Genomic DNA, 21,720 nt, shown 5'->3' with positions numbered 1-21,720 from the left:
TTGTTTTTAATAGTCTTAAGACTTGACCTACAGTTAACTCTATGTCTTATACTCGATTAGGCTTGCAAATTATATAAGGAATTGGAGATTTTATTTATTATGGCGAAGAGCACGAATTGGAATGTTTTTGGACTGGCAATACTACTAGGTTTATTTTCTACATTAGGTCCATTTACGATTGATATGTATTTACCGGCTTTTCCGGAGATTGCACAAAATATGAATACAACGGCATCACTTGTACAATTTAGCCTTACTGCCTGTTTATTAGGACTCGGTGTAGGACAACTCGTTATGGGTCCTTTGAGTGACGCGTACGGCAGACGTAGACCATTGTTGATCTGTATGGCAGCCTACATTATTTGTTCCTTGGCATGTGCTTTTGCTCCGAATATCGGACTATTGATTTTGTTTCGTTTCACGCAAGGATTTGCGGCTTCAGCTGGAATTGTCATTTCCCGTGCGATAGCCAGAGATCTATACAGTGGACATGAACTCACTAAATTTTTCTCTTTGCTGTTGCTTGTAGGGAATTTGGGGCCTTTGGCAGCACCGATTGCGGGAAGTGGGGTTCTTTCCTTCACAACCTGGATTGGCGTGTTTATCTGCCTTTCATTCTTGGGGATTTTCTTATTAATCATGACAAAGTGGAGCTTAAAAGAAACACATCCCGTCGAAAGACGTATGGTTCCTGACTTCAAACAGCAATTGGGTAATTACAGAATGCTTCTGCGTGACCGCAAATTTGTTGGATACATGCTGGCACAGGGAATCATGACGGCAGGGGTCTTTGCTTATGTGGCCGGAACCCCATTCATTTACCAAAATATTTATGGAGTTACACCGACGGTATTTGCTATACTGTTTGCTTCAAACGGCATCAGCTTGATCATCGGATCTCAAATCGTGGGTCGACTAGCTAAACGTATCCCTGAGCAGACGCTGCTATTATCGGGACTATGGCTTGCTATAATAGCAAGTGTGGCTGCTTTGGTCGTAACCCTGGCTCATGGTCCACTTTTCGCATTGGTGATTCCATTGTTCTTCTTCGTATGCTCGATCGGCATTACGTCTACAGCGGCATTCCCACTTGCCATGGAGAGTCAAGCTAAGATGGCCGGAAGTGCAGCAGCACTGCTCGGCGTTGTTCCTTTTCTTCTGGGTGCACTGGTTGCTCCTCTGGTCGGCATCGCGGGTGAGGACACTGCCGTCCCGTTAGGACTCACGTTATTAATGACCAGTATCATTGCGATTGTTACTTATTTCCTACTCGTTAAAAACGTCCCGCAGTATACACCTAATCATGCCCAGTCTAATGCTGACTTCTAGTATAGAAGGAACAGCTCGCCAAGCATTGGCGTGAGACATGAATGAATATGATTCCATTACAAGTCGCTAACACAGCGGCTTTTTTTGGTTTTCCGTACTGAATCCTCAGCCTGAATTCAGGTAAGGCATTGTTAGATAATGGAGAGACTAGGTAGGAGGGGGCTGCTCACTGCTTCATTTGATATAAGCTTAATCTATCTTGTACAGCATTCAGGACTTCTTCCGGAATCTCCTTCACCTTGATATCTTCTCCTAGAAAAAGCAACCAATTGGTGATTTCGGTTAACTCTTCTGAGTTATGAACATTCATAAATGCCTTTAGGAGAGCCGTAGTCTGGTATGGATTTGTATAGGCAATTGAAAACTTTAAAGGATGGTATTTTTTGAATTGCGCAATTGCCTTTGGACCAAGTTCCAGAACAAGGTTGATAACTTCTTCCTGTGTATTTCGTTTGAGTTGTTCTACAATCTTTTTTGTACTCAGTCTTTTTTTCGCCGGGTATGCTTCGACATGGATGAGGTTGTCAACGGATACGATTCGTCTTTTTTCTTCCTCCAAGTCAAAACCTTCAATGATCCAATGGCCTTTTTGATGATGAAGGTGCAAGAGAACAATGGGATAGGATTTTGTTTTCTTCTCTTCTTGGACAGTAACTAACAAATAACGTTCTATAAGAAGAATTTGGATGAGTTTTTCCAAGGTAAGGTGAGGCAGGTCTGATAGATCAAGCAAGTCTGGATTATGGGGATTGGTTCCTTCAAAAAGCAATATTTGATTCAAATGTACAAGGTCATCCTGCTGATTTTCGGAGATAAGGCCCAATAATTTTTCAGCCAAAGATTGACGACTCTTCAGATAAGGAAGCTGTTGATTTCTTGTCGCCATAAAGGCAATGAATAACGCTTTGATTTCATTATCGGTAAACCGGACCGTGGGCAGGAGGGAGTTGTTCATAACAAAATAACCCCCGTCCCGCCCAACTTCAGCGACAAGTGGCATTCCCATGGCTTCAATTTCTCTGATATCTCGAATGGCTGTTGAACGAGAAATATTAAATTCTCGCATGATTTCAGAGATAGTAAAGTGGGCACGGTTATTGATATACCGCGTGATGATATTTATGCGTTCAACTTTCTTCATGGGGCCCCCCCTAAACAGTATCATATTCTGACATGATTTAAGGTTATTATAAACCTATCAAGTGAAAACACAAATCAATTGAAAATTTAAAGAGGACGGTGTAAACCATGAGTAATTATCATTTCGAAGAAAAAGAGAGCTTTATCGTGTTAGGTATTGGAACGGATCTTAAGAGCGACTATACAGACTATGTTGGCATCAGCAAGGAGAAGGCGGATTTTTGGTCCACGGTGAAAGAGGATGGAAGCCTGGACAAACTAAAGTCTCTGGCAACAAACGACTACATTTTTGCCGTAAACGAAGCAGTGAATAACCAGATGATGCATTATGCTGGTGTCATGACAGCAGAAACTTTGCCAGAAGCAACGAGAGTAATCCAATTTCCTAAGGGAGAATACCTGGTTGTGAAGGGCGAAGCTGAAACGGCTGATGCGCTCAATAATATGCTTACTGGCATTGCCTTTGGTCAAGCCCTCCCCGTAGAAAAAGATTATGCCTATGTTGGCGGTCCAAATACAACAGTTGAAATGGGAGAGAAAAACGGTTTGGTATATGGTGAAATGTGGATTCCTGTTGTAAGGAACTAACGAGCAGGGGAGATTGGATAGTCGGTCGTATATCGTTTAAAGTCACGAACATAGTACTATTAAAAGCCGCTAATGTAGCGGTTTTTTTGTTGTTCATTAGGAGCATAATCATACATGAAAACAGCAGATCACTAATAAAATAAATGAAAGGAAGAATTATGGAAGGGAGCAGTCTGAGTGAATACTCGTCTCGCTGAAACAACTATTTGTGGGGAGTTCCATATAAATTCAGCAACCATAACAGAGGTTTTAACGCTGTGGTCAGCATCTTCAACCTTAAAAGTACATGGTACAGTAAGTATTTTTAATCATAAACAAAGTAATTCATCTGTCTTTTTGAACATAATACATAATGAAGGAACGTGTTCGCTTCCTGTTCTACCGGGTAACACCTGTGCTTTTAGCTGTGCCGGAATGCATCATATTGAAGTGGAGATTGAAAAGAGCTTAAACAATACTGCAAGCGGCACATTTGGAATAGATATATACTATCAAGTTCTAAATGAAGAAGAGGATGAGGAATAAATGGAAACAAAGTTGGAATAGCCCGAACCACTACTATCTCCCCACATATATTTATAGAAAGAGTATTTTTAAGGAGGTTCACAAATGGCTCAAATTGGTAATTGTAATAATACCGTTTCTCCAGCGGTGGTAAACGATGCCGTATGTACTACGATAAGTTTGTCAGATACGGGTGGGACACCAACAATTATATACGAAAATTCCTCAACGTTTCTGGTAAATGGAACTATTCTAATTGAGAATAACGGAGTGGGGGCTTCACCCACCGCTGCTTTGCTTATTGACGGTGTTCAAATTCCTGGTTTTGTCGTAGCCCCAGGTAGCAGTAGATCTTATACTGCACCAACAATTAATACTATAAGTCTCATTGGAGCTGGTGCGGGAACAACAAGTATCAAAATTGCGTTCTCTTTGAATTACAGATTCTAAGTATAGGATATTCAATGTGAAAGAATCCCTTCTTTTATAGGAAGTGGATTCTTTTTTTAGTTCGATGTCTAGTGATTATCATTTACTAGATTTAGTATTCCTCAAATATGTTATCATATTCTTTGTAATGACGGCTTCATTCGAGAACAGCTAAGTAATAAGCATTTTTTATTATTTACATAAAGTCAATGGAAGGCAGGAGATATAACAGTATGGTCACGCTGATACTTTCGCTCGTTATGATTATAAACATATTACTCTCAGCGGTATTTTTGTTTTTTGAAAGGAGAGACATTGGTTATACTTGGGCCTGGCTCATGATATTTTACTTCATTCCTATTTTAGGTTTTATCGTTTATCTCTTTCTGGGACGTAACCTCAAAAAGAAAAATTTCTACGGACTTTCAGCTGAAGAGAGAAACTCCCTAAAGTTAATTGTCGAGAACCAGTTAGTGACATTGAAGGAGCAACGTAAGGAAAACAACCCCCTGCTCATGAAATATGCTGACCTGATTCAATTGAATCTCACTTCATCCAATGCAATCCTAACCAATGACAATGAGATATTCATCTTCGATGATGGACAAGAGAAATTTGATTCTTTATTTGCTGATATCAAAAATGCCAAGAAAGAGATTAACATCCAATATTACATCATTCAACCGGATTCCTTAGGGAAGAAATTACGAGATGAATTAACCATAAAAGCTAAAGAAGGCGTAAAAGTGCGAGTTCTCTATGACGAAATTGGTTCAAAGAAACTTTCATTGAAGTTTTTCAGAGAACTGATCTCTGCCGGTGGAGAAGTAGAGGTCTTTTTCCCTTCACTGATTAGGCCATTAAATTTCCGTATGAATAATCGAAATCATCGAAAACTTTGTATTATTGATGGGGAGATTGCTTATATCGGCGGATTTAATCTGGGAAATGAGTATCTGGGCATGGATAAAAAGTTTGGATACTGGCGTGATACACATTTTAAAATGCACGGAGATGCCGTTAATCATATTCAAGGAAGGTTTATTTTGGATTGGAAACACGCCAGCAAATCCGATCAAGTAAGTTACGAACAATTCTCCTTCAACACAGCAAAGCTTGATGGTTCAAGTCCAGTTCAGATTGTGTCTAGTGGTCCTAACTCACAGGTGGAACACCTGAAGAATATGTACATCAAGCTTATAGTAAATGCCAAAAAGAGTGTGTATATTCAAACGCCTTACTTTATTCCTGACAGCACTTTTATGGATGCATGTAAAATCGCACTGCTATCCGGGGTGGATCTGCGTATTATGATTCCCAATAAGCCCGATCACCCGTTTGTATATTGGGCGACTTGGGCGTATGCTGGTGAATTATTGGACTATGGAGCCAAGATTCTGTTGTATGATAATGGATTCTTACACGCAAAGACCATTGTAGTAGACGAAGAAGTCGCTTCAGTAGGGACGATGAATATTGATTCCCGGAGCTTTAGGTTGAATTTTGAGGTGAATGCAATTGTATATGACGAGCGAGTTGCGAAACAACTTCAAGAATTGTTTCATCAAGATAGCCAGTTAAGTACAGAACTTACTTCTGATCGTTATAGAAATAGGTCCCTTATTATAAAATTTAAAGAAGGAATATCACGTCTTCTTTCACCTATTTTATAGCTCAGCTTCACTGCCGATGTTATACTCAACCAGGCACGATAAAACTTTTCACTGAAGTGCTTCTTAACGACTAGAGGTATTAGCAAATCCTTCTTTTTAAGTCAACAGTCAAAAGCTCTCTCCCAAATGGAAGAGAGCTTTCCCAATTGTACGACAGCATGTTATTAATTTAAAACGCCGCTGCCGACTATTGTAACCTTTACTTCCGGGTGAAAACGAACTTGGGCATATTCTTTATTCCAGTCTAGGCTTTTCCATAAGTTCGGGTAATGGGCAATTAAATGTCTGCCAATACCGAAGGAATCACAACCACTTTGCTGAAGTGTCTTGATAATTTGTTCTGCGTCCTGAGTCATGTCATCGGTTAACTTGCGGTTCAGACGTTCAATTGTGTCTTTTTCCTGAAGATGATTCATTGCATACTCAACGATCGTTACTGGAAGTTCGATACGGAGGTTCACATCAATTTGGCTATCACTTGCCACCTTTACCGCAAGTTTGCGCTTAATTTGTGCGATATTTGCTTCATAAGTGACATAGTTCCGCGGGTTGCTGGAAGGCCCTGGGTGGACCTTTTTGACAAAACGCGCTGTTTTATTCCATTTCCCACTCATAATAATGTATAGAGGAGCCTGTTCGGTCGTAAGACTCCCATTGAATCTTTGCCCATGAAACAGGGCGATTCCCCGAGCATCAATCTCCTCTCCATCCTTATATAGATAAGGCAGTGTAAAATCCTGTCCCGGATCCAGCATGGGAGGGAGAAGGGTCTCTAACGTCATTTCCGGAAAAATACATAATTCCTCCAGACTCTTAATTTTTTTCGTAATAAAATCACCAATCAATATGCTGCCAACTTTTTTTTGGTGTAACAGATCTCCGGCATCGCCATCCACAATCGCAATTTTCACATGTGAGGTTGGGTAATCGGGTTCCCGATATAAGACGTCCAGGTAGGGATAGATATCATTTTGTGCGAGTTTGTTGCCGTATAAGATCATCCCATATTTGAAAAACCGGATATCACCAGTCACTTTAGCACGAATTCTATCTGTACTTTGACGGACGGATCTCCCGGTGCCTGAGTGGACTTCATTACCGTTGCTCCCTTGTTGACTCTCAGAATCATCGACAATTTCAAGCGTCTGTTTAATTTCACCCTCTGAGGTGATGTCAAACGCCGAAGCATTAGCCAGTCTTGCATCTTTTAAACTATCCTGATCCCAACATCCCGTCATCACCATGAGCAGGGTCAGCAGGATGAGGATTTTCCCCCGTTTACTCATATCATCTTCTCTTTTCGTTTCATTATATAAGATAGAACCAACAGGAGCAGAGGCAGGATCATGAGAAAAAAGTATGCCGATCTGTTGGCTATCGTACTAATTAACTCAAGTTTTTCCTTCTGTTGTGGCAGATAGGCAATTATGCAAGAAGCAAGAACGACATAAGGCACCGCTTTTTTATGGTGTTTTTGTTTGAAGAGATAACTTATACCATAGGATGCCGTATAGTAATAGCCACATATGGCCCCAAAAATGGATATTAACCAGATAGGGAGGAACAGGAAATCGGCCCGATCCATTGTTCCGAGTGGGATAGAGCGGAGCAGATATATGACCGGTTCAGGCATTAAGTCAAGTTGCTGGGGGCTGAACGCCGTTGAACAAATGAACACGGTGAATGCATACAACACCACAACTACAGCACTTGCTAAAGCAACAGACTTGAGTTTGCCACCGCTGCTACCTTCAACCATAGGAAACACAACGAGAAAAAACTCGAATCCAAACATAGCCATTAATGTTTCGGTTGATCCACTAATGATATTGGGCCATCCTGCTTCGGTTAAAGGCAAAAGATATAACAGATTGACTTCCTTGAGTCCATAACTGATCAATACCATCATGGGCAAGACCAAAAAGGAGATGAGTACCAGTACTCGGGCAATGATTCGTAATTTTTGCCGAACCAAATAGATACTGCTGAACAAGAAGAGGGCTAATATAGCCCACCGAGGCGTATCCTGCAGCATCCAGCGGTTAATCACACTGTAGGCGTTCACCAGAACAGAAGTACCCATTAACAGGAAATATCCAACGTAGGCAATGATCAGCAACTTGCCAATCCATTTCCCCGTAATCAGCGTTACAATGTCATAAATGGATGAACTCGGGAATCTTCGCATCAAAAGCCAGCACAACAATATGACAAGTTGGATCAGGACCCCTCCAAGGAATACAGAGATCCACCCACCGCCTTTAGAGAGAAGGTGTATACGGTAAGGGAGGGACAAGATATCTACACCAATTTCAAATTTCAAAATGAGCAAGAATAATTGTCCCCGAGTAATTGTTGTTTCCTTATTCACGTTTTTTCCAACTCCTAGAGAACTTCTGCTGATTCAGCCGCTGCGGGCGGGCATCATGAGGACGCCCGCGAAGCGCCCAGATGGGAAATCGAATCCATACATCCTTCATGTCGGCTAATCTGAAAGGGGCCACTGGAGCAAAATAAGGCGATCCGAAGTTTTCCATCTTACAGAGGTGAATGGTTAGAATCACCAGACCAAATGCGATGCCGATATATCCAAAAAGCGCCGCTCCAATCATCATTGGAAAGCGGAGAATACGGACTGCCGAACTCATCTCATGCGAAGGCACCAAAAACGACGAGATAGCGGTTAGTGAAACCACAATAATCATTGTATAGGATACAAGCCCCGCACGAACGATAGCATCTCCGATAACCAAACCGCCAACGATGCCGATGGTCTGGCCCACTCGGCTGGGAAGTCGGACCCCGGCTTCTCTTAATACTTCAAAGATCAGTTCAAGCAACATTGCCTCTACAAGTGCAGGAAAGGGGATGTTCTGCAATGATTTCTTGATTGTGTGTGCCAGTTCGATCGGTAAAATAGCGGAGTGAAAAGAGATGGTTGCAATATAAACAGCAGGTAATGTAAAAGCAATGACAAAACTCATCATGCGAATTAAACGTAAAAAGGAACTGACAATCCAGCGACCATGATAATCATCCGGACTTTGATAAAAAGCAAAAAACGTAACTGGAGCAATAAGAGCTGAAGGACTTCCTTCGGCAAGTATGGCGACACGTCCTTCCATCAAGTTGGCAATAACCCGGTCAGGTCTTTCTGTATTGAGCTGCTGGGGAAACAGAGAGAAGGGGTTATCCTCCATAAACTCTTCAATAAAACCTGGAGCGAGCACCATATCTGAAGATATGGACGTGATTCGCTCTTTTACTTCGTTCACTAACTCCGGATTGGCCAAGTCCTGAAGATATACAACTGCAATTTTGGTATGTGTCTTCTCGCCGACGTTAAAATATCGAACGATTAAGGATGGACTAATAATTTGTCTACGGATCAGATTCAAATTAACCGAAAGCTGCTCTACGAATCCATTGTGCGGCCCTCGAATAACGCCTTCGTTTTCAGGTTCGGTTGTGCTTCGGACATACATTTTCTCGGTAGAAAGAATGTAAAACTCCGGGTGCCCGTCGATTATGTAAAGACATTTCCCTTGAATAAGTGAATCTATTCCACGTTGCAGATCCGTATCTTTTCGACTTTCTAAAGTGGTGAACGATGGGTAAATCTCCGAATGAGCTTGGCCATTCAGTGCTGTTAAGACATGTGTTTGAATGATCTCCTGATCTACAAGTGAATCGATATAGAGAAGCACACTCTGTACACCATTAAGTAGAAGCTGTTGTTGTTTCAAATCGTCTGTACAGTAGAGGGACTTTTCCACATAAGAAATATTCATTTTTAATTCAGAGAAAGCCTGATTGGTTGGGGTCATTGATCCACCTCTTTATAAAATGCGACATGGATTATCTTGTGCAAAATCAAGACTATTATGCAATAGGCGCTTCTTATTCAAAGAACTTATAACCAAACATTGAAAAAATAGTTGCACAAAAATCCAAAATTTACAATTCAATTAGAAACTTTTTCCTAAATCTAGCGTCTATACTATGACTTTTTGAGGGGTTATACATTACTAGAGAGTAGAAGGAGCCAAAGACAACACATGAATATGAAGAAGAAATTATCCATTTTTACCGCTTTAGCCGTTTTTCAAGCATTTGCAGTTGGTTCTGTGAGTGCGCAATCAGCACCGCAAGGTGACACCGCGTCAGTAAACACAGCCAATGTAGAATCAGTTGAGGTGTTACAGCAAGAGCAGCCGATTGCAGAGCGTGAAGTGAAGACGGAGAGCAATAACAAATCTATCAATACTCCGCCCACTGAAGCCAAGGACACTCAAACCTCAACCGGCACTGAGGCAACACCCAAAACAGATAGCGAGAAGCCTGCATTGGATGGGGGAGAGACCCCTGCAAACGAAACGGGTACAAAACCTGTAGTTCAAGAGGAAACCCCTGAGATGGTTGAAACGCCAGCTACGCCTGCTCAGATAGAGCAACCATCCGTTGATGGGACGTCTCCTGCAGTAGCAGGTGGAAATCTGACGTTGTACATGAATAGCAACAAAATGGAGCAGGATGGAAAAACGTATCTTGCTGGACAGCCAATGGCTGTAAAAAACGGTGTATCCTATGTTGCAATCCGTGCGTTGGTTGACCGTGTGGGATATGGCGTCAAATACGATAACAAAACCAAGGAAACCATCATTATTAGTGGTGAGGATGAACTCCGATTCAAAACTAACAGCAAGGACTATACGGTTAATGGAGAGACCAGAACGATGAAAGGCCCTGCTTATCAGCAAAAAAGTACTTTCATGGTGCCGTTAACTTCCATTACTCAAGCTCTGAACATCACCTATAAAGTGAATCAGTCGGCTAAAACGGTTGTGTTGAATCTTAATACAAAACCTGTTGCAAGCTTTACCATTTCCCAAAAGGAAATCTTTGCGGGTGATCAAGTGGACTACGTGACTTCTTCCAGTTCACCTAATGGAATGGATATCGTTGACGAACGCTGGACTGGTCGCCAGGATTCATTTGATCAAGCAGGTACATATACGATTTCATATCAAGTACAGGATTCCAATGGTCAATGGAGTGATCCCTATTCAACTACGATTGAAGTTTTGGCTCCTAATCTTCCTCCTGTAGCCATGTTCGCCACGGATAAAGAAGAGTATAAAATGGGCGAAAAAATAACATACACAGACCAAAGTACAGATGATGAAAATAATATTGTTAAAGCGGCGTGGGAGAACAATTCACTTGCGTTCTTTGAACCGGGTCCAAAAACGGTGACACTTACAGTTACTGACAATCACGGTGCTACGAACACGTACTCCAAAGTCATCACCATAACCAATGAGACCTTATATTCATTTACCGATTTTAATTTACTCTTCACGCCGGTAGGACAGAAATTCACCTTTAACGGCGGCGAAGTGACTACGATGGAGAAAGTGCCTTATACGTACATGGATGAGCCAAGTTTGCTGATTCGCAGTAACAGTCCGGAAACTGTGAATACGGAAGGCATTGTATATAAAGAATCATCTTTGGGGCAGACCCGTTTCATGATTCACCACGTGAACAATACAGGCAAAAGAGTAAAAATGTATGTGATTGCAACCAATAACAACCCAAATCCGGCCGTATTTGAACAACAGAATATGGGCTTTGCCGGACCTACTCCGTATGCTACCGTAGCTGGGAAATTGTCTATTGATAAATGGTTCAAGTCGATTCAGACTGGAGCGGATCAAAAGAAAGAGTACCTTCAACCTGGAGAAAGCAAACTCATTTTGACCGAACTTAATAAAACGCCGATGAAAGAAGGACAAGTCATCTCTCTCTATTCGGACGCTTATAGCGATTATTCCTTAGACTATAACGTTATCCTGGTGGAAGAAAATAAAGATCCGTTCGAAGCTCTGCCATTGCTACCTGTGCTTGATCGTGACGGAGTGCACAACCGTGGTACGTACCCGAATGCGACTCGCGTTATAAAGTACGATGAGCACGTGGGAATCAAACCTGCCCGTCTGCCACTTGGTGACAATTCAAGCGATCCCAATCTGGTAGGAACAGATCCGATGGCTTACACAGACGCATCCAATGCGGGTAATTTCGGCGTATTGTACAAAATCACGCTGACCAATGTTGCACCACGTACGCTTATCTCCTTTAACCCTCGTGGAGGGAAGTACTCCGGAGTAGCTCTGGTGAACAATCAGTTGGTATCGATTGCCGATGGTAACGTTGCGGTTGCCAATTCAAGTGAACAAAGCGTGCTTTACCGCACCGGGTCAACTGGAGAGAGCGTAACCATTCTATTCTCTGCCGCGCCGGGAAGCAACCTGCCGGTCAATCTGCTCTTTACACCACTCCCATCGGAGAAGTAATGTAGGTTTCTCTTATAACGAATGGTTTGGTGGCACTTTAATCATCGACAAAAAAGACTCCATATGGAGTCTTTTCTTTTCACAACTTATTTCTACTAAGGAGGAATCAAATTCCGATGAATGTAGTCGTCAAGTTGATACGTGAATTCAAAGAGCGAGATAACCGGCGTTTGTTGAAGGATTATCGAGACAAAGTGGAGCTTATCAGGAAACGGAACTTGGAAGTTTGGGATGATCAGCACCTGCAAGCGGAATCTCTTCGGCTGCAAGAAGAAGCAAGATCAGGCAAGCCTTTGGATGATCTGCTTGTTGATGCTTATGCTCTAGTCTGCGAGGTTGCGAAGAGAACACTCGGATTACAGCCTTATGATGTCCAGATTATGGCTGCTATCGCTTTGCACGAAAGATTTTTGATCGAGCAGCATACCGGTGAAGGAAAAACACTCTCTGCTGTTATGCCTGTTTATCTCAACGCTTTGACAGGCAAAGGCGTTCATGTGCTTACTTTTAACGACTACTTGGCAAATCGAGATGCAGCGTGGATGGGACCGATCTATCGCTTCCTCGGGTTAACGGTAAGCTCGGTTCAAGCGGGCATGAGCCTGTTCGAGAAACGGGAAGCTTACGCCAAGGACATAACCTATGTTACAGCTAAAGAAGCAGGGTTCGATTATTTGCGCGACACAATAGCATTCAATGAAGCTGATACCGTGCATCGTCCTTTCCATTACGTCATCGTCGACGAAGCAGATTCATTGCTTCTTGATGAAGCACGAGTGCCACTAGTCATTAGTGGCGATTCGAGTGCTTCCAAAAGTGATGGCGTTCTTTTCGCAGAAGTGGCCCGGCAGCTGCAGCCAGGAGAGCATTACGATTTTGACGAGTTCCAGCGGAACGTTTACTTGAATGAAGCGGGTGCTGCAAAAGCAGAGTTGCTGCTGGGATGTGGCAATTTGTACGATAGCCATAACAGTCATTGGTTAACGTCATTGAATTGTGCGCTGCATGTGGAATCGTTATTAAAAAAAGACGTTGATTACATCGTCCGGGACGGTGTAATCGAGCTAATAGAAGAACACACCGGCCGTGTGGCCGAGAACAGGTATTTGCCGGACGGGCTGCAAGCTGCGCTGATGGCAAAAGAAGGGTTGCAGTGGAAGGCCGGTGGGAAAATTCTCGGCACGATCACGATTCAACACTTTATTAGCCTGTATTCGGGAATTTGCGGAATGACGGCTACAGCGCACGCTTCAGCATTGGAATTCGAGGATATCTATGCGTTGCAAGTCGTGCAGATTCCGCCAAACCAGCCAAACATACGGATCGACCACAAACACCGAATTTACACCCATTAAGAAGCCAAATATAAGGCGCTTGTACAAGAAATCTCTTCCGTCCATAGGGTAGGACGCCCCATTCTTATTGGTACGTCAAGCGTCGAGGAATCTGATATGCTCGCGGAGGCGCTTTCCGTTGCTGGCATACCTTGCCAGGTTCTGAATGCAAAAAACGATGCAAAAGAAGCCGAAATCATCGCTAAAGCGGGAGAAATAGGCGCGGTATCGGTATCTACGAATATGGCAGGGCGCGGCGTCGACATTCGTCTCGGCGGCGGTAATCCCGCACAGGCAGAAGTGGTTGCCAAACTGGGCGGATTATACGTGATAGGTACATATGTGAACGAAAGCATGCGGATTGACGACCAGTTGCGCGGACGTTGCGGCCGCCAAGGTGACCCTGGGTCTTCCGTATTTTATATTAGCCTGGAGGACGAGTTGATGCTTCGCTTTGGCATTCATAGACTGTTTCGCGCCCCAAATCAGGACGAGGTTCTTGATGATCCGGCGCTCCGTAGCAAAATCGAGCATATTCAGCGCGTTATTATAGGTCAAAACTTCGATATTCAGCGGGAATTGAACTGTTATTCGGATATGGTGGAGGATCAGAGGCGAATTCTATATGAAGAACGGTTCGGAATTTTGAAAGCTGAGAGACTGATGAGTCCATCGGAGCGGCGTGTACGGCTTTTTTATATCGACGAGTTCTGGGCTGACCATCTGGCATACGTTTCTTACATTCGTGAAAGCATTCATCTCGAGAGCATTACCAGTCGTAACCCAATCGACGAGTTTCATACGCAAATCACCCAAGCATTCGAGCAAATTCCGGCTAAAATAGATCATGAGTCGGCAAATATGCTTAGAAAACTTGGAGGTTCGAATGATCCCGAGAAATGGGAACAGTTCGGTCTGAAGAGTCCTATTTCGACTCGAACCTATATGATCAACGATCAATACAGCCAAGATAAGCGCAGCTCATGGACCGGAACGACGGTATTTGCTTTTTGGGGCAGTAAGATTTTGAAGCTATTACTGAAGCCAGTATATAGGATGTCAAAATAGTGATGGGAGCGTGACGATCGATGAACAATAATTGTTGAATTCGATTATGAAACTGAGATTTTTTGGGGAGAAGTATAAATACGGCATTTGAAAGTCGCTATTATAGCGGCTTTTTTTTATTTTAGTAGAACAAGTTCTTGTCTCACCTGCCGGGATTAGCTGTTGGAACGAGCCAGGCACACTTCCTTAAAATCTTATAAGAAATTCTTGATATTTCAGAAATTTATCCGATAGGCGGATGCTATTATACAAATACAAACAAAGACGAGGTGATGAAATGCAAGCAAAGTTGGCAGCGGACGCCATTCCCATCTCCAAAAAGCGAAAGATATGGATAAGGACGATACAAAAGCACAAAGTGATGTATGCTCTCTTATTACCAGCTTTAATTTACTTTGCCGTATTCAAATACATTCCTATGGCGGGAATTATGATTGCTTTTAAAAACTACAACCTGGCTTTGGGACTATGGGATAGCCCATGGGTGGGATTCAAAAATTTTACGGATTTTATGAACGGCGTTTATTTCTGGGACATCATGAAAAATACGATCGTCATATCGCTGTATAAGCTATTGTTTGGTTTCTCCGCGCCCATCGTGCTTGCTTTACTCCTCAATGAAGTGTATAGCCAATGGTTTAAGAAAATCGTACAGACGATCACTTATTTGCCTCATTTTCTATCATGGGTCATTGTGTATGGAATTATGGTAGCCTTACTAGCCCCAGGCGATGGTCTCTTTAACATGATTTTGAAAGATTTTGGTGTTGAACCCATCTCGTTTCTAACGGAACCTGCCTGGGGTAGAATGCTGATCATCTTATCTGAAGTATGGAAGGATATTGGATGGGGGGCGATTTTGTACCTTGCCGCCTTGGCAGGAATCGATCCAAGCTTATATGAAGCGGCTCGAATGGATGGTGCATCCAAATGGAGACAGCTCTGGCATATCACGTTACCTGGTATTCGAGGAGTCATTATTCTGATGCTGATTCTTAAATTAAGCCATATCCTGGATGCGGGTTTTGACCAAATATTCATGTTTGCCAACACCTTTAACCAAGAGAAGATCGATATTATCGACACATGGGTATACCGGGAAGGGTTGGAGCGTCTTAAGATTGGCTTGGCTACTGCTGTAGGATTGTTTAAAGCTGTCATCGGATTTGCTTTAGTGTTGGCAGCGAATAAGCTCGCCAAAAAATTCGATGGGCAAATCTGGTGAGGTGGTCTTTAGAATGATCCATATGACAATCGGGGAAAAAGTCTGGCAAACCGTCGTTTATGTAGTTCTTATTATATTATCCCTACTGTGCGTGCTACCCTTTCTATATGTGGTTGCTGTCTCCGTAACACCAGAATCGGAAGTATTAAGAAGAGGGATTGTGATTATACCAGAATCCTTTACCTTTCTGGCCTATAAAGAAGTATTCATTTCTCATGGGATCTGGCAGGCGTATAAAATTACGTTGTTTCGAACAATTGTAGGAACTGCGTTAAATGTGTTTTTTACGGTAATCGCGGCCTACCCGTTATCCAAAAAATATTTGCCCGGAAGAAGTCCGTTTTTACTCTTCATTGTGTTTACCATGATGTTCAGTGGGGGATTAATTCCGACTTATTTACTAATCCGCTCTTTAGGATTGTTAAACAGTCCTTGGGTATTGATTATTCCAAATCTCATTAGTGCATTTAATCTGGTGATCATCAAAGGCTTTTTTGAGCAATTACCCGGTGAAATTGAGGAATCAGCGAGGGTAGACGGTGCCAGTGAACTTCAGACGTTATGGCGGATCATTTTACCCCTGTCCTTACCCGTCCTGTCCACCATTTCCTTATTTTACGCAGTGGGGCATTGGAACAGTTATTTTGATGCCATTGTATATATCAATGATTCCAACTACATGCCACTTCAAGTGATTTTGCGCAACATCCTGCTTAACGTCGCAACTCAAAGCGCTGATTCGCTCGCCAATTCCGGGGCTGTCAGTACGTTCGCTGTGCAGATGGCTACAGTAGTTGTAACTACAGTCCCGATATTGATCGTTTATCCATTTTTGCAAAAGCATTTTACCAAAGGTGTACTCCTGGGATCCGTTAAAGGATAAAAGATGTTCCAACCTAACTTATTACGGGGAAACCGTGATAATATACAAGCAAAGGAGAGGTCAATATGCAGCGTAAAAAGATTTCATTTGCTATTCTGTCGGCAATCTTAGGACTTGGAACGCTTTTGTCAGGATGTGGGGGAAATGAAGAAGTTACATCGACAACTTCGAGTAATTCGCAAGGCCAGTCTGGCCAGTTTGCAACCAAAATGAAAATCTCAATGTTCAACCAAGGCACTTTTAATGCTGCTGCTCCGGTACCTCCACGTGATGAAGATATTCAACGCCAAATGTTGGAAGAAGAGATGAACATCGACTTGGAGATGATGATTCCTCAAGCGGGTCAAGCAACAACCAAACTGAATACACTCATTGCAGGCGGGGATATTCCAGACTTGATCTTTTTGAAAAGTCGTGCTGATCTTGCGCAATATTACGACCAAGGAGTTCTTGCAGATTTAACACCGTATATGGACCAATTCCCTGAACTACAGAAACGGTTTGGCACCGACTCATGGGAGGCAATGTCCTATCAAGGAAAAACCATTGGAGTTCCAGGCTATGATAATGTAAACGGTATCAGTCGAAGCTTCTTTATCCGTAACGATTGGCTGAAAAAGCTGAATATGGAGGTACCAACGACACCTGATGAGTTGTTCGAAGTTATGAAAGCCTTTACAGAGAAAGACCCGGACGGGAATGGCAAAAACGATACGTACGGATTCATCGGCGGTATGAATAAAGAAGGTAATCTGCAAACCTATGGCTTTGATAGCTTGATGTGGATGTTTGGCGTCAATCCTCCTTCAGCCGTTGAGATAAAAGATAATGAACCGGTATTTCTGTTTATCGATCCCAAAATGAAAGAGGCGCTTGCTTACATTAATAAAATGATGGCAGCCAAGGTGGTTGACCCGGACTGGGTGACGATGAATTCGCCTGATCTGTTGGACCAAAAGATGTTTAAGGGTAGAGTTGGCTTCATGATCAGAGATGCTCGCAGACTGGAGCCGGATTATCAGCAGAAAATGAAAGAAATTAGTGGCGAGGTGCCGGAATGGATCGTTATTCCTCCGATGAAAGGTCCTTACGGTGATCAAATTGTAGAGAGAAAATCATTCCAAGGCAATTCATGGGCCATATCCGCAAAAGCGGACGAGGATAAAATCATTCGGATCTTGTCCATGCTGAATTATCTCTTTACGGATGAAGAAGCTTATCCAAACTTTGCATACGGAATCAAAGGCATCCATTGGGATGTCGTAGACGGCAAGATCAAAAATAAAACCTCCGAGTTATCAAAGGAAATGAAAGAAAAGTACCTGTGGGTTGATCATTATAGAATGCCGCGCCGTGGTGATGATGCGGAGTACTTCAGCTTCCAGAATCCGAAGACAGCGGAAGCTTTCAAGGACAATCAGCAATATGTGGGGCCAACGCTGCCCGGAAATTTATTGACCCCTGACCCTAGCGATACCTTGGATGCTGACCGCACACGTTTCATTAATGAAAGCTTGGTTAAATTTATGACGGGCAAAGAGCCTCTTTCCAACTGGGACAATTTCCTCCAGACGCTGGATAACAAGTTTGACATGCAGAAATATAAGGAAACAGCAATCCAGCAATTTAAAGAAGCCGGCCTTATCAAGTAAAAATAAACGAAGAGAGAGTGACTATTCGTAGCCCCTCTCTTTATTAGCATATGCTATTCTTAGTTTAAAACGGGACTAAAAGGAAGATGATGGATGCGAAGAAGAATCAGCTTGCCTTTAAAATTATTTTTTATCGTGTTTGCCTTTGTATTAGGCTGCATCATCTTGATAAGCCAATTGTCTTATCGCTATGTCCAAAAGGAAATAAGAACCAATGACATTTTTTACACCAATCAAATATTAGACAAGGTTGACCAGTATTTTACCGTTAATTTTTCCTCCTTCCAGACGATTCTCTTCTCAGTTGAAACATCAGTGAAAGCCAACATTAACAATACCGATGTGATTAAAAAGCAATTAAGAGAGCTGTATGAACTCAACAGTATTTATGTCAGTAATATTTATTTGATCAAAAGTGATTTATCCATTCTGGGTGGAAGTACACCTACTCGAATATTCGATGAACCTTTATCTGAAAGAGCACCTTTATTTGATGCGGCTGACAAAAATAGAAGGACTACCTTTGTTAGTGAACCTTACAAATCGAAGTATTCTGGCTGGACCGTTACGATGGTTCGATATCTGAACGGTGCTCCGTTTCCTATGGCCATTGCGGTTGATTTGGATCTAAATGCCATTGAAGAAACCTTGTTCAAGATTAATAAACAGGAACAAATGAATCTGGCTCTGATCACTGCGTCAGGTAAGATCATTGCCGGATTTTCTGAAAATAAAGGACCTCTGAATATTCAAGATCATTCTTTTTCGATCGGAGAGACGTCAGCGGAAGAAATTCTGGATACGACAGAAACAAACCTTCAACTGTTTACCAACGATGGTATTCCGGTCTCCCTTTTGAAAAAACCAACGGAGAAATTCAACTGGACCATCATCTCGATCAACGATGAATCACGCTTAAAAGCAGCGTTGTCCAGATTGGAAACCTATTACCTCGAGTTGCTCGCTGCAGGTCTTCTTTTAAGTTTGTTCATTTCTTTTTTGGTTGCCAAATATATAAGAAAACCACTTTATACGCTCAAAACAAAAATGAAGCAGGTAGAGCAAGGCATCCTCACAACAACAATAACCATTAATCGAAACGATGAGTTTGGAGATCTTTCACGAGCATTCGATCGTATGTTACAGCAAATTGTGGAACTGATTCGCCGGGCCGAGCTTCATAATGAACTTGAGCGGAAGCTGGAAATCCAAGTGTTACAGTCTCAAATAAACCCACATTTTCTGTATAACACACTCGGTTCAATCAGCAATGTGATACGTCTCGGACAAATAGAGAAAGTAGATGTGGTGATCGGGTCGCTCATTTCATTATTGGAGTACGGGATAGACGACGCTTCAGAGAAGGTTTCCCTACGCCAGGAATTACGCAATGTAGCAGACTATATTGAGATCCAGAACATTCGGTATAACCGAAACTTCCACTTGATTGAAAATATCGAAGCAGGACTGATGGATTTCCCAGTTTTCCGAATGCTGCTACAGCCCCTTGTGGAGAATAGTATCTTCCATGGTTATAACGGAGGGGGAATTGAGGGGCCAATTACGATTCATGCGTACAGGGAGGACGGCATCGTCATCATCGAAGTTATTGATCAAGGTGAGGGAATTCCAGCTGATAAAATAAAGCATATTTTAATCTCAGAACCGAGTGAAGAGGAAGTAAAAAGGAAACGAATCGGGCTGAACAATATTCATGGGCGAATAAGACTCCACTACGGAGATCAATTCGGGCTGGATATCATTAGCATACCTAAGGAAATAACACGTATACGCGCTGTATTCCCGGCAGAATTGCCAAAAGGAGATGCATAATGGGGAGAGACTATACCTGCTTCATTGTTGACGATGAAGACCTGATCATTCAACGATTGGAATTGTTTTTTAATGAACTCTCTCATAGGGATCGACGATTTGTTCTGGTGGGCAAAGCGAATAATGGGCTGAATGGGATCGAGGAGATCATAAAACTTAAACCGGATATCGTCATATCCGATATTGTAATGCCGCGTATGGATGGCATCTCCATGATTGAGCAGCTCAAGGCGGAGCTCCCCCATACCCAATACATACTTTTGACCGCCTATTCATCCTTCGAATACGCTCAGCGAGCGATTCAAGCCAACGTATTGGAGTACATTGTAAAGGTTCCGCTGAGGGAAGCCGATTTGAATCGAGCGTTGGATAAGGCAGCCGGAATTTTAAATGAGTTTGAGAAAAAAGAGGCGGAGTTTCACTCATTAAACGTATCCGTGCTTGAAAATAAATACAGAGTCCGCAAGCAATTTTTTAACGAATTGATCCGAGGTGAAATTCCTTCTCATCGGGCATCGGATTTTGCCAATCGCATGCAGTTTCATTTCTTTCAAGCCAACTATTGCTGCTTCATCGTTGAGATGAATACGTACGAAAGTTTCCGAAACGAATACGCGGCCGCAGATCAAAACATCTTGAAGTATGCGATAACAAATATCATCGAAGAAACAGTGATGAATGGTAGCAGTGGCGTAGCTGCGGATCTGTCCGATAATCGTTTTATTGGCTTTTTATCTTGGGAAAATAACCGCAGTGATATGGAAACGGAATATGCTTGTTTATCCTTGGGAGGGCAGATCATCTCTCATTTGCATCAATATTTGAATAAAAGGGTATCTGTCGCTTTTGGTGGTCCGCACCGAGGCTGGGAATCGATCAAACAGGCGTACACGGAAGCTAAAAATGTGAGTGAGGATTTCTATTATCATACCGAAAAAGTTGTAAAAACACCGATGCATCGGTTCCAATACCATAATGACAAAAAAGCAGATTTTCAGAAGAAGCTTGCTGATTTTCTTATACGGCTGAAACGAAAGATTTCCAAGGAAGAGCTGGACAATGCACTTGCCGATCTGTCGCAATTTATTACGGACCATAAAATCCACAAGTCCATCATGGCGCCAATGATTAGAGATTTGTACAGAGACATTGCCGTGAAATTTAAATCAGGGAATAAGATGGCCACGGAAGTTCCAGACTTCCCCATGGAATTTATGGCATTTCAGGAGCAGCTCGCCTATATTGGCGACTTCACATTTGAATACGTGCATGCGGGCCAATTGTTACATCGTGCAGAAATTATGAGTGCTATGCATTATATAGAGACAAACCTGAAACAACGCTTAACGCTGGAGGCAATTGCGGAGGAAGTGAATTTAGCGCCATCGTATTTTAGCAGTTTATTCAAAAAAACAATGAACGAAGGCGTGATTAGCTACATTAACCGTAAAAAAATCAACCTCGCTCTAGAGTTGTTAAATGTCCGGGATTATTCTTTATTGGAATTGTGCGAGGAGGTAGGCATCGTCAATGAAGGGTACTTTTGCAAACTTTTTAAAGAATATACGGGGGATACACCTAAGCAATATCGGATAAAAATGACACGGTAGGAATTCAAATAAGGATACAAAAAAATGTATGATTTTTTCGCGAAATCCTGTAAAAAAAAAGGGGTCAAAACCATTACCATGATAGGAGCATCT

General features: G+C 42.4%; 15 protein-coding genes and 1 pseudogene. 12 read left to right on the top strand and 4 right to left on the bottom strand.

Annotated elements, in window-relative coordinates:
* Window positions 1–99 precede the first annotated feature (99 nt).
* Complete coding sequence (locus MKY28_RS10515) at window positions 100–1,329, top strand: multidrug effflux MFS transporter (protein ID WP_340935901.1); 1,230 nt, start codon at window positions 100–102, stop codon at window positions 1,327–1,329.
* Window positions 1,330–1,495: 166 nt separating this feature from the next.
* On the opposite strand, the gene MKY28_RS10510 is transcribed toward MKY28_RS10515, so the two are convergent.
* Window positions 1,496–2,470, bottom strand: coding sequence for a helix-turn-helix transcriptional regulator (locus MKY28_RS10510; protein WP_340935900.1), 975 nt, complete (start codon window positions 2,468–2,470; stop codon window positions 1,496–1,498).
* Window positions 2,471–2,577: 107 nt separating this feature from the next.
* Between MKY28_RS10510 and MKY28_RS10505 the strand changes: the two genes are divergently transcribed.
* The 4 genes from MKY28_RS10505 (at window position 2,578) to cls (ending at window position 5,663) form a co-directional block, all read left to right on the top strand.
* Window positions 2,578–3,057, top strand: coding sequence for a GyrI-like domain-containing protein (locus MKY28_RS10505; RefSeq protein WP_127548714.1), 480 nt, complete (start codon window positions 2,578–2,580; stop codon window positions 3,055–3,057).
* Window positions 3,058–3,234: 177 nt separating this feature from the next.
* Entirely contained in the window at window positions 3,235–3,582 is a 348-nt protein-coding gene (locus MKY28_RS10500; protein WP_340935899.1) for an S-Ena type endospore appendage, read from the top strand.
* Between the two features lie 84 nt (window positions 3,583–3,666).
* Complete coding sequence (locus tag MKY28_RS10495; RefSeq protein ID WP_076327542.1) at window positions 3,667–4,011, top strand: DUF3992 domain-containing protein; 345 nt, start codon at window positions 3,667–3,669, stop codon at window positions 4,009–4,011.
* Window positions 4,012–4,223: 212 nt separating this feature from the next.
* Entirely contained in the window at window positions 4,224–5,663 is a 1,440-nt protein-coding gene (gene cls / locus MKY28_RS10490; protein WP_340935898.1) for a cardiolipin synthase, read from the top strand.
* Between the two features lie 164 nt (window positions 5,664–5,827).
* On the opposite strand, the gene MKY28_RS10485 is transcribed toward cls, so the two are convergent.
* Genes MKY28_RS10485 through MKY28_RS10475 form a run of 3 tightly spaced genes read right to left on the bottom strand, consistent with a single transcriptional unit; the run spans window position 5,828 to window position 9,490 of the window.
* Window positions 5,828–6,949, bottom strand: coding sequence for a Ger(x)C family spore germination protein (locus tag MKY28_RS10485; RefSeq protein ID WP_101313829.1), 1,122 nt, complete (start codon window positions 6,947–6,949; stop codon window positions 5,828–5,830).
* Window positions 6,946–8,034, bottom strand: coding sequence for a GerAB/ArcD/ProY family transporter (locus MKY28_RS10480; RefSeq protein WP_340935897.1), 1,089 nt, complete (start codon window positions 8,032–8,034; stop codon window positions 6,946–6,948). Before MKY28_RS10480 ends, MKY28_RS10485 begins: the two co-directional genes overlap by 4 nt.
* On the bottom strand, window positions 8,027–9,490 hold the full coding sequence (locus MKY28_RS10475) for a spore germination protein (RefSeq protein WP_340935896.1): 1,464 nt from the start codon (window positions 9,488–9,490) through the stop codon (window positions 8,027–8,029). The genes MKY28_RS10480 and MKY28_RS10475 overlap by 8 nt, the downstream gene beginning before the upstream one ends.
* 231 nt (window positions 9,491–9,721) lie before the next feature.
* On the opposite strand from MKY28_RS10475, the gene MKY28_RS10470 reads away from it, so the two are divergent.
* The 7 genes and pseudogenes from MKY28_RS10470 to MKY28_RS10440 all read left to right on the top strand — a co-directional run bounded on the left by MKY28_RS10470 (window position 9,722) and on the right by MKY28_RS10440 (window position 21,627).
* Window positions 9,722–12,022: a copper amine oxidase N-terminal domain-containing protein gene (locus MKY28_RS10470; RefSeq protein ID WP_340935895.1), complete on the top strand. Its 2,301-nt coding sequence runs from the start codon at window positions 9,722–9,724 to the stop codon at window positions 12,020–12,022.
* A gap of 116 nt (window positions 12,023–12,138) precedes the next feature.
* Window positions 12,139–14,424 (top strand): annotated as a pseudogene (locus tag MKY28_RS10465) (preprotein translocase subunit SecA).
* A gap of 277 nt (window positions 14,425–14,701) precedes the next feature.
* Window positions 14,702–15,649 carry an ABC transporter permease gene (locus MKY28_RS10460; RefSeq protein WP_340935894.1) on the top strand — a complete coding sequence of 316 codons (948 nt, stop codon included), beginning with the start codon at window positions 14,702–14,704 and terminating at the stop codon, window positions 15,647–15,649.
* Between the two features lie 13 nt (window positions 15,650–15,662).
* Entirely contained in the window at window positions 15,663–16,532 is an 870-nt protein-coding gene (locus MKY28_RS10455; protein ID WP_036615551.1) for a carbohydrate ABC transporter permease, read from the top strand.
* 65 nt (window positions 16,533–16,597) lie between these two features.
* Window positions 16,598–18,184 (top strand): extracellular solute-binding protein, encoded by a 1,587-nt coding sequence (locus MKY28_RS10450; RefSeq protein WP_340935893.1) that lies wholly within the window; start codon window positions 16,598–16,600, stop codon window positions 18,182–18,184.
* A gap of 93 nt (window positions 18,185–18,277) precedes the next feature.
* The gene (locus tag MKY28_RS10445) at window positions 18,278–20,017 is read left to right on the top strand and encodes a sensor histidine kinase (protein WP_340935892.1); all 1,740 of its coding nucleotides are present in this window, start codon (window positions 18,278–18,280) and stop codon (window positions 20,015–20,017) included.
* Window positions 20,017–21,627, top strand: a complete 1,611-nt coding sequence (locus tag MKY28_RS10440; protein ID WP_340935891.1) for a response regulator transcription factor — start codon at window positions 20,017–20,019, stop codon at window positions 21,625–21,627. Before MKY28_RS10445 ends, MKY28_RS10440 begins: the two co-directional genes overlap by 1 nt.
* Window positions 21,628–21,720 lie beyond the last annotated feature (93 nt).

The sequence above is a fragment of the Paenibacillus sp. FSL R5-0473 genome (assembly GCF_038004565.1).
GTDB lineage: Bacteria > Bacillota > Bacilli > Paenibacillales > Paenibacillaceae > Paenibacillus > Paenibacillus amylolyticus.
The sequence above is the reverse complement of the archived record's forward strand: the minus strand, read 5'-3'. Positions and strand labels throughout refer to the sequence as shown.

Coding starts and splice junctions, on each gene's coding strand:
- MKY28_RS10515 (WP_340935901.1), top strand. CDS start 100: ATGGCGAAGAGCACGAATTGGAATGTTTTTGGACTGGCAATACTACTA.
- MKY28_RS10510 (WP_340935900.1), bottom strand. CDS start 2,470: ATGAAGAAAGTTGAACGCATAAATATCATCACGCGGTATATCAATAAC.
- MKY28_RS10505 (WP_127548714.1), top strand. CDS start 2,578: ATGAGTAATTATCATTTCGAAGAAAAAGAGAGCTTTATCGTGTTAGGT.
- MKY28_RS10495 (WP_076327542.1), top strand. CDS start 3,667: ATGGCTCAAATTGGTAATTGTAATAATACCGTTTCTCCAGCGGTGGTA.
- cls (WP_340935898.1), top strand. CDS start 4,224: ATGGTCACGCTGATACTTTCGCTCGTTATGATTATAAACATATTACTC.
- MKY28_RS10485 (WP_101313829.1), bottom strand. CDS start 6,949: ATGAGTAAACGGGGGAAAATCCTCATCCTGCTGACCCTGCTCATGGTG.
- MKY28_RS10475 (WP_340935896.1), bottom strand. CDS start 9,490: ATGACCCCAACCAATCAGGCTTTCTCTGAATTAAAAATGAATATTTCT.
- MKY28_RS10470 (WP_340935895.1), top strand. CDS start 9,722: ATGAATATGAAGAAGAAATTATCCATTTTTACCGCTTTAGCCGTTTTT.
- MKY28_RS10460 (WP_340935894.1), top strand. CDS start 14,702: ATGCAAGCAAAGTTGGCAGCGGACGCCATTCCCATCTCCAAAAAGCGA.
- MKY28_RS10455 (WP_036615551.1), top strand. CDS start 15,663: ATGATCCATATGACAATCGGGGAAAAAGTCTGGCAAACCGTCGTTTAT.
- MKY28_RS10450 (WP_340935893.1), top strand. CDS start 16,598: ATGCAGCGTAAAAAGATTTCATTTGCTATTCTGTCGGCAATCTTAGGA.
- MKY28_RS10445 (WP_340935892.1), top strand. CDS start 18,278: ATGCGAAGAAGAATCAGCTTGCCTTTAAAATTATTTTTTATCGTGTTT.
- MKY28_RS10440 (WP_340935891.1), top strand. CDS start 20,017: ATGGGGAGAGACTATACCTGCTTCATTGTTGACGATGAAGACCTGATC.